This is a genomic window from Nocardioides sp. CPCC 206348, assembly GCF_048654705.1.
Taxonomy (GTDB): domain Bacteria; phylum Actinomycetota; class Actinomycetes; order Propionibacteriales; family Nocardioidaceae; genus Nocardioides.
In genome coordinates this window covers 3,418-9,578 of sequence record NZ_JBMCZA010000174.1, presented here as the reverse complement: position 1 = coordinate 9,578, position 6,161 = coordinate 3,418, and the positions used below count along the sequence as shown (strand labels likewise).

Here is a 6,161-nt window from a genome sequence, read left to right as displayed (position 1 = left end):
CGCACCCGTTCGACCAGCGCCGGGATCGCTTCGACGCCGGCCGTCGGTCGTAGCGGTGCCGGCTCTCCCGCGATGGTCGCCAGCTCGGACCGCAACGCGTCCAGGGCCTCCTTGCTCGTCGCCCGGATCGCTTCCAGGCTCTCCCGCGCAGCAGCCGGGTCGCGGTCGAGCACGTGCAGAGCGACCCCGGCCTGCATCGCGATCACGGCCAGTCCGTGGCCGACGCCATCGTGCAGGTCCTGGGCCATCCGGAGCCGTTCCTCGGACGCGGCGCGGCCCACGCGCTCGGCGTGCGCGTCCATCCGGCTGCGGGCCGCGGTCGCGATCGCACCGGTTGCCGCCACGATGGCCACCGCACCCACGGCCTGCCAGAAGTGCTGGTGGCCGGCATCCTGTTCCCACCACGCGTAGCGAGCGGCGAGACCGAGCGCGACGAACACCAGCGCGGGAACCGCCCACCGGATCCACTGCGCCACCGGCGTGCTGATCGCGACCACGAACGTGACGGCCGGCAGGGCCAGGAAGATCGGGCCGTCGGCGTAGCCGCACGCGAAGTAGGCGCCGGTGAACGCACCCGCCGTCAGCAGCAGCGCTCCGACCGGCACGCCCCACCGACTCCCGAACCCCGGCAACACCGTCGGCAGCATCGCGGCCGTGGCCAGCAGGACACCGAGGATCGCGGGCGAGGGAGAGCCGACGGCATGGTTCGCCGCGGCCGTCCCCACCACCAGCAGTGCGGTGAGGACCCACGGCCACACGCGCAGGCTCGCGGTGAGGGCAGGAGTGGGCCCCGATGGTGCGGTGGTCATGCTCCGAGGCTAGAGGGATCGGCCCCGGGCGTCGTACGACGACAGGCAGCGTCGTCGTACGCAGAACTGCGTACGCAGCGACCGCCTGCCAGCGGACGCGCGAACGGTTTCCGCGCCGCAGGGTGGAGCCATGCCAACAACGACCGAGAACCAGAACCCGGTGGTCACCACCGACGCGCTGACCAAGCGGTACGGCGACCGTCTTGCCGTCGACGGGGTCAGCATGACCGTGCAGCGCGGCGAGGTCTACGGCTTCCTCGGCCCGAACGGGGCCGGCAAGACGACCACGCTGCGGATGATGCTCGGCCTGATCCGGCCCACGTCCGGATCGGCCACCATCCTGGGCCGCCCCTCCGACAAGCCGCATGCCGCGACCTCCGTGGGTGCGCTGATCGAGGGCCCCGGCTTCTACCCGTACCTCTCCGGCCGCGCCAACCTGCGGGTGCTCGCCCGCCAGCGCGGCCTGGACGACATCGAGGTCGAGCGCGTGCTCGAGCGGGTCGACCTGGTCGACCGCGGCGAGGACAGGTTCAAGGGCTACTCGCTCGGCATGAAGCAGCGCCTCGGCGTCGCCTCCGCGCTGATGGGCGACCCCGAGCTGATCATCCTCGACGAGCCGACCAACGGCCTCGACCCGGCCGGCATGGCCGACATGCGGGCCCTCATCGTCGAGCTCGCCCGCGGCGGCCAGACGGTGCTCCTCTCCAGCCACCTGCTGGCCGAGGTGCAGGAGATCTGCCACCGCGTCGGTGTCATCAACGGGGGCTGCCTGCTGCGCGAGTCCACCGTCGCCGACCTCCGCGGCGGCATCTCGCTGCGGGTCCGGGCGACCCCGGAGGCGGACGCGCTGGCGGTCGCGATGCGGCTCGCCGGTGACGACGGCGTGCGTCGTACCGACGACGGCGCCCTGCTGCTCACCCTCTCCCCCGACCAGGCCCCCGCAGTGACGCGGGCGCTGGTCCAGGCGGGCGCCGACGTCCACGAGATCACCGCCGCCGAGCGCAGCCTCGAAGAGGTCTTCTTCGAGATGACCACCCGCGGCCACACCAGCAAGGAGCACGTGTCATGAGTACGACGACAACCACCCGGCCCGCAGCGACGGGCCTGCTGGCGGCGACCCTGCACAGCACCCGCGCGGAGCTGATGCGGCTGCGTGCGTGGCCGGCCGTGTGGATCACGCTGGGCGCCTGGCTCGCCCTGAGCATGATGTTCGGCTACCTGTTCACGTACCTCTCGTACACGAGCGGCGACGCCGGCTTCGCCGACGAGGGCACCACGCAGGCCGAGCAGCTCGCGCGGATGCTGCCGGACGCCGTACCCGACGTGTTCCTCCAGGGCATGCCCATGTTCGGCGGTGCGCTGATGATGGTGCTCGGTGCGCTCGTGGCCGGCAACGGCTACGGCTGGGGCACCTGGAAGACCCTGTTCTCCCAGGGCGTGCGACGCGGTCCGGCCGTGATCGGCTCGGTCACCGCACTGACCGCCATCGTCCTGGGCACCCTCGTGGTCACCCTCGGCTTCGACCTGGGGATCTCGCTGGTGATCACGGCCAGCGCGTCGCAGGACGTCGTGATGCCGTCGTTCGGCTCGGTCGCCGAGGCGTTCGGCGCCGGCTTCCTGGTCCTGGAGATGTGGGCCGTGCTCGGCTTCGCGCTCGGCACCGTGGCCCGCGGACCGGCCCTCTCGGTCGGCCTCGGCCTGGTGTGGGCGCTGGTCATCGAGAACCTGTTGCGCGGCGTCGGGCAGCTGCTGGGCTGGGTCGAGACCCTGACCGGGTTCATGCCGGGCACGTCCGCCGGATCCCTGATCGGTTCGATCGTCGGCGTCGGGTCCGGCGACGGCACGCCCGGTGTCCTCGACACCGTCCCTGCCGGCCAGGCAGCGATCACGGTGGTGATCTACATCGTGCTCGCCGCGGTCCTCAGCCTCGCGCTGGTACGACGCCGCGACGTCACCTGAGTCCGGACCGGGTCAGATCCGCTTGCCGTAGGAGCGGGCCAGCTCGTGGCCTGCGTAGAACCCGAACACCGGGATCTCCTGGTAGCCCGCGCTGAGGTAGAGCGCGATCGCCTCGGGCTGCATCAGCCCGGTCCCGAGGACGACGAGATCGGCACCCGCCTCAGAGGCGGTCCGCTCGAGCTCCGCGAGGATCGCCCGGGCGAAGCCGCGGCCGCGGGCCTCGGGCACCACGTACATCCGCTTCAGCTCCACCGCGCTGGTCCCGCCGAGGGCCTGCTCGGGGGACCGCCGCCAGGCGCCGGTGACGACCGGCGTCCGGCGGTCGTCGTACCCGACGAGGAAGAGGCCGTCCGGGGCGTCGAACTCCCGCGGGTCGGCGTGTCCGCCGTCCGGTGAGCCGTAGCGCTCGGTGTACTCCAGCTGGACCCGCGCGACGAGTGCGACCGCATCGGGATGGTCGTAGCCGACGGCGCGCAGTTCGAGGTCCATGAGGGACAACGATTTATCACCGATGTGATGCGGCTGTCACACTGGAGGCATCTCTGACAGCGTCGTCAGCCTGCCCCTCCGCTCACTCCGATGAGAAGGTTGAACCCGTGACTGACGCGATCGTGATCCCCGCCGACATCAAGCCCGTGGACGGCCGCTTCGGCGCCGGCCCCTCGAAGGTCGCCCCCGCGGCCCTCGACGCCCTTGCGGCGACCGGCACCTCCCTGATGGGCACCTCGCACCGCCAGGCAGCCGTGAAGGACACCGTCGGCCGCGTGCGCGACGGCCTCGGCACCTTCTTCGACCTGCCCGAGGGCTACGAGGTCGTCTTCGGCAACGGCGGCGCGACCGCGTTCTGGGACATCGCCACCTTCGGCCTGATCCGCGAGAAGTCGCAGCACCTGACCTTCGGTGAGTTCTCCTCGAAGTTCGCCAAGGCGGCTGCCGACGCACCCTGGCTCCAGGCCCCCTCGCTCATCAAGGCCGACCCGGGCTCGCGTCCCGTCGCGGTGGCCGAGGACGGCATCGACGTCTACGGCTGGGCGCACAACGAGACCTCGACCGCCGTGATGGCGCCGGTCATCCGCCCCGCAGGCATCGCCGACGACGCGCTGGTCCTGATCGACGCCACGTCGGGCGCCGGTGGCCTGCCGGTCGACCTGAACGAGGTCGACGTCTACTACTTCGCGCCGCAGAAGTGCTTCGCCTCGGACGGCGGCATCTGGTTCGCGATCATGTCGCCGAAGGCGCTGGCGCGCGTCGAGGAGATCAAGGCCTCCGACCGGTTCATCCCGGCGTTCTTCGACCTGCAGACCGCGGTCGAGAACTCGCGCCTCAACCAGACCTACAACACCCCGTCCATCGCGACCTTCTTCCTGATGGCCGAGCAGCTGGACTGGATGAACGCCAACGGCAGCCTCAAGGGCATGGTCGAGCGGACCACGGCGTCCTCGGACGCGCTCTACGGCTGGGCCGAGAAGACGTCGTACACGACGCCTTACGTCCCCAACGCCGAGGACCGTTCGCTCGTGATCGGCACGATCGACTTCGACGACACCATCGACGCCTCCGCGATCGCCAAGGCGCTGCGCGCCAACGGCATCGTCGACACCGAGCCCTACCGCAAGCTGGGCCGCAACCAGCTCCGCATCGCGATGTACCCCGCGATCGACGCCTCGGACATCGAGCTGCTCACCGCGTCCATCGACTACGTCGTGGGCCAGCTCTGACGAACGACTGAAAACCGAGCTTCGGGTCATCTCCCCCACGCGGAGATGACCCGAAGTTCGTTTTTCAGCTGGCCGAGCCTGTCGCAGCCTCTTTTGCGGCCTCAGGCGAAGGTGTCGACGCGCAGTCCCACCGCGGCGACGAGCTCGGAACGGGCCCGTCCGGAGACGGCACCCGGGGTGGCCAGGACCTGGGCGACGGTGCGCTCGAGGTCCTTGTGCTGGTGGAAGTGCTCGAGGGCGGCGGAGCGCCACTCCTCGACATCCGGGCCGACGACCTGGACCCGCGTGCCCGACCGCAGCAGGGAGACGGCGCAGAAGCACGCGAGGACCATCAGGAAGAACGCGGAGGTGAGCTCGAACGGCATGGTCGTCTCCTTTCAGCGGTACCGGGGGTTCGGTAGCTGGACAACGACGCCGGGCACTCAGGAGTGACGATCGGTCACCAGAATTGGGACCTTGGTCCCGGGTCGTGCCTCAGAGCCGACTGACGATCAGGTCGTACGACGCCCGCCCGAACGCCACGAGCGTCGCCCTCTCCACCTGCGTGGGTGTGCCGCGCAACGTCTCCAGCGCGGCGTCGACGGCGTCTTCCTTGGGCCAGCCGTAGCTGCCGGCGCTGATCAGCGGGAAGGCGATCGACCGGGCTCCCAGCTCGTCGGCGACCTCGAGTGCCCGGCGGTAGCAGGACGTGAGCAGCGACCGGTCGGTCTGCCCCGCGTTTCGGTTCGGCCCGACGACGTGGATCACCCACCGGGCCGGCATCCGCCCCGCCGTCGTCCAGCCGGCATCGCCGGTGGCCAGGCCCTTCGGGAAACGACGCTTGCAGTCCTCGAGAAGCTCAGGCCCAGCCGCTCGGTGGATCGCGCCGTCCACCCCGCCGCCCCCGCGCATCGCTCGGTTGGCGGCGTTGACGACCGCATCGACCTGCTGCTGGGCGATGTCACCCTCGACGACCTCGATCTCCATGACGTCAGGGTGCCACGCAGGCCCGACCACCACGCCCGCGTCGCAGGTCGAGGAGCGTGCATTTCCGGCAGGGATCGGCGTGGCGAGGATGTTGCCGCAGATCGGCCACGCAACTGCGTGCCGCGCGTCCCGCTGCTGACAGTGCTCGGCGGAGCGCGCTTCACGTGATTGGGGAACATCTGATGAACCTGGTTGATCGAGAATTCCCCAATGAGGCGCCGCGGACATGTCGCCGTGCATGGGATCGCGCCGCGCCGAGGTGTCTGTATTGAGTGATCGGCGCGGTTTGCGTCAACCTGGTTGACGCGAATCGCGCCGATCACCCGAATTCACACTCAACGGTCGGTCGAGCCGATGGGAGCTCACACCTTCGCGACCTCGGTCAGGCCATCCGCAGCGACACGCGGCACGGACCGCCCTCATCGAGGCCCTCGGCCACCCGTACCGCCTTCTTGATCGGCAGCACGTACGTCTTCTCTTCCGCGCTCGGGAACACCGAGGTCCGCCACGTGGTCGAGCCGATGGTCACCTCGACCTTCACGCTCCCGAAACCCTTGCCCGGCACGGTCTCTGCCTCGATCGCATCGGAGGCGTCGAACGGCAGGCTGACGAAGAACCAGGCACCGCTCTTCTCCTCGTCCTTCGCGGCCCAGCGCCACAGGACGGCGGTGAAGGTGTACTCGCTCATGACCGTGGCCGCAGGGACCGG

At 70.2% G+C, this 6,161-nt stretch carries 8 protein-coding genes; 3 read left to right on the top strand and 5 right to left on the bottom strand.

Annotated features, from left to right (window positions below; translation table 11 throughout):
• The coding region (locus ACOADB_RS13840) for a sensor histidine kinase (protein ID WP_378599558.1) at positions 1-809 on the bottom strand (809 nt) is incomplete at its 3' end.
• A 130-nt stretch (positions 810-939) separates the two neighbouring features.
• Between ACOADB_RS13840 and ACOADB_RS13835 the strand changes: the two genes are divergently transcribed.
• Positions 940-1,878 carry an ABC transporter ATP-binding protein gene (locus ACOADB_RS13835; RefSeq protein WP_378599555.1) on the top strand — a complete coding sequence of 313 codons (939 nt, stop codon included), beginning with the start codon at positions 940-942 and terminating at the stop codon, positions 1,876-1,878.
• Positions 1,875-2,768, top strand: coding sequence for an ABC transporter permease subunit (locus tag ACOADB_RS13830; protein WP_378599552.1), 894 nt, complete (start codon positions 1,875-1,877; stop codon positions 2,766-2,768). The genes ACOADB_RS13835 and ACOADB_RS13830 overlap by 4 nt, the downstream gene beginning before the upstream one ends.
• A 12-nt stretch (positions 2,769-2,780) precedes the next feature.
• On the opposite strand, the gene ACOADB_RS13825 is transcribed toward ACOADB_RS13830, so the two are convergent.
• A complete protein-coding gene (locus ACOADB_RS13825) occupies positions 2,781-3,257 on the bottom strand; it encodes a GNAT family N-acetyltransferase (protein WP_378599549.1) in 477 nt (158 codons plus the stop codon).
• Positions 3,258-3,364: 107 nt separating this feature from the next.
• Between ACOADB_RS13825 and serC the strand changes: the two genes are divergently transcribed.
• Positions 3,365-4,486 (top strand): phosphoserine transaminase, encoded by a 1,122-nt coding sequence (gene serC, locus ACOADB_RS13820; protein ID WP_378599547.1) that lies wholly within the window; start codon positions 3,365-3,367, stop codon positions 4,484-4,486.
• A gap of 101 nt (positions 4,487-4,587) precedes the next feature.
• Here the strand turns inward: serC and ACOADB_RS13815 are convergent, their stop codons facing one another.
• From ACOADB_RS13815 to ACOADB_RS13805, 3 genes are all read right to left on the bottom strand, one after another.
• Entirely contained in the window at positions 4,588-4,851 is a 264-nt protein-coding gene (locus ACOADB_RS13815; protein ID WP_378599544.1) for a hypothetical protein, read from the bottom strand.
• A gap of 109 nt (positions 4,852-4,960) precedes the next feature.
• The gene (locus ACOADB_RS13810; protein WP_378599542.1) at positions 4,961-5,452 is read right to left on the bottom strand and encodes an O-acetyl-ADP-ribose deacetylase; all 492 of its coding nucleotides are present in this window, start codon (positions 5,450-5,452) and stop codon (positions 4,961-4,963) included.
• Positions 5,453-5,834: 382 nt separating this feature from the next.
• Positions 5,835-6,161 (bottom strand): DUF1905 domain-containing protein (locus tag ACOADB_RS13805; RefSeq protein ID WP_378599539.1); only part of this gene is annotated, 327 nt, incomplete at its 5' end.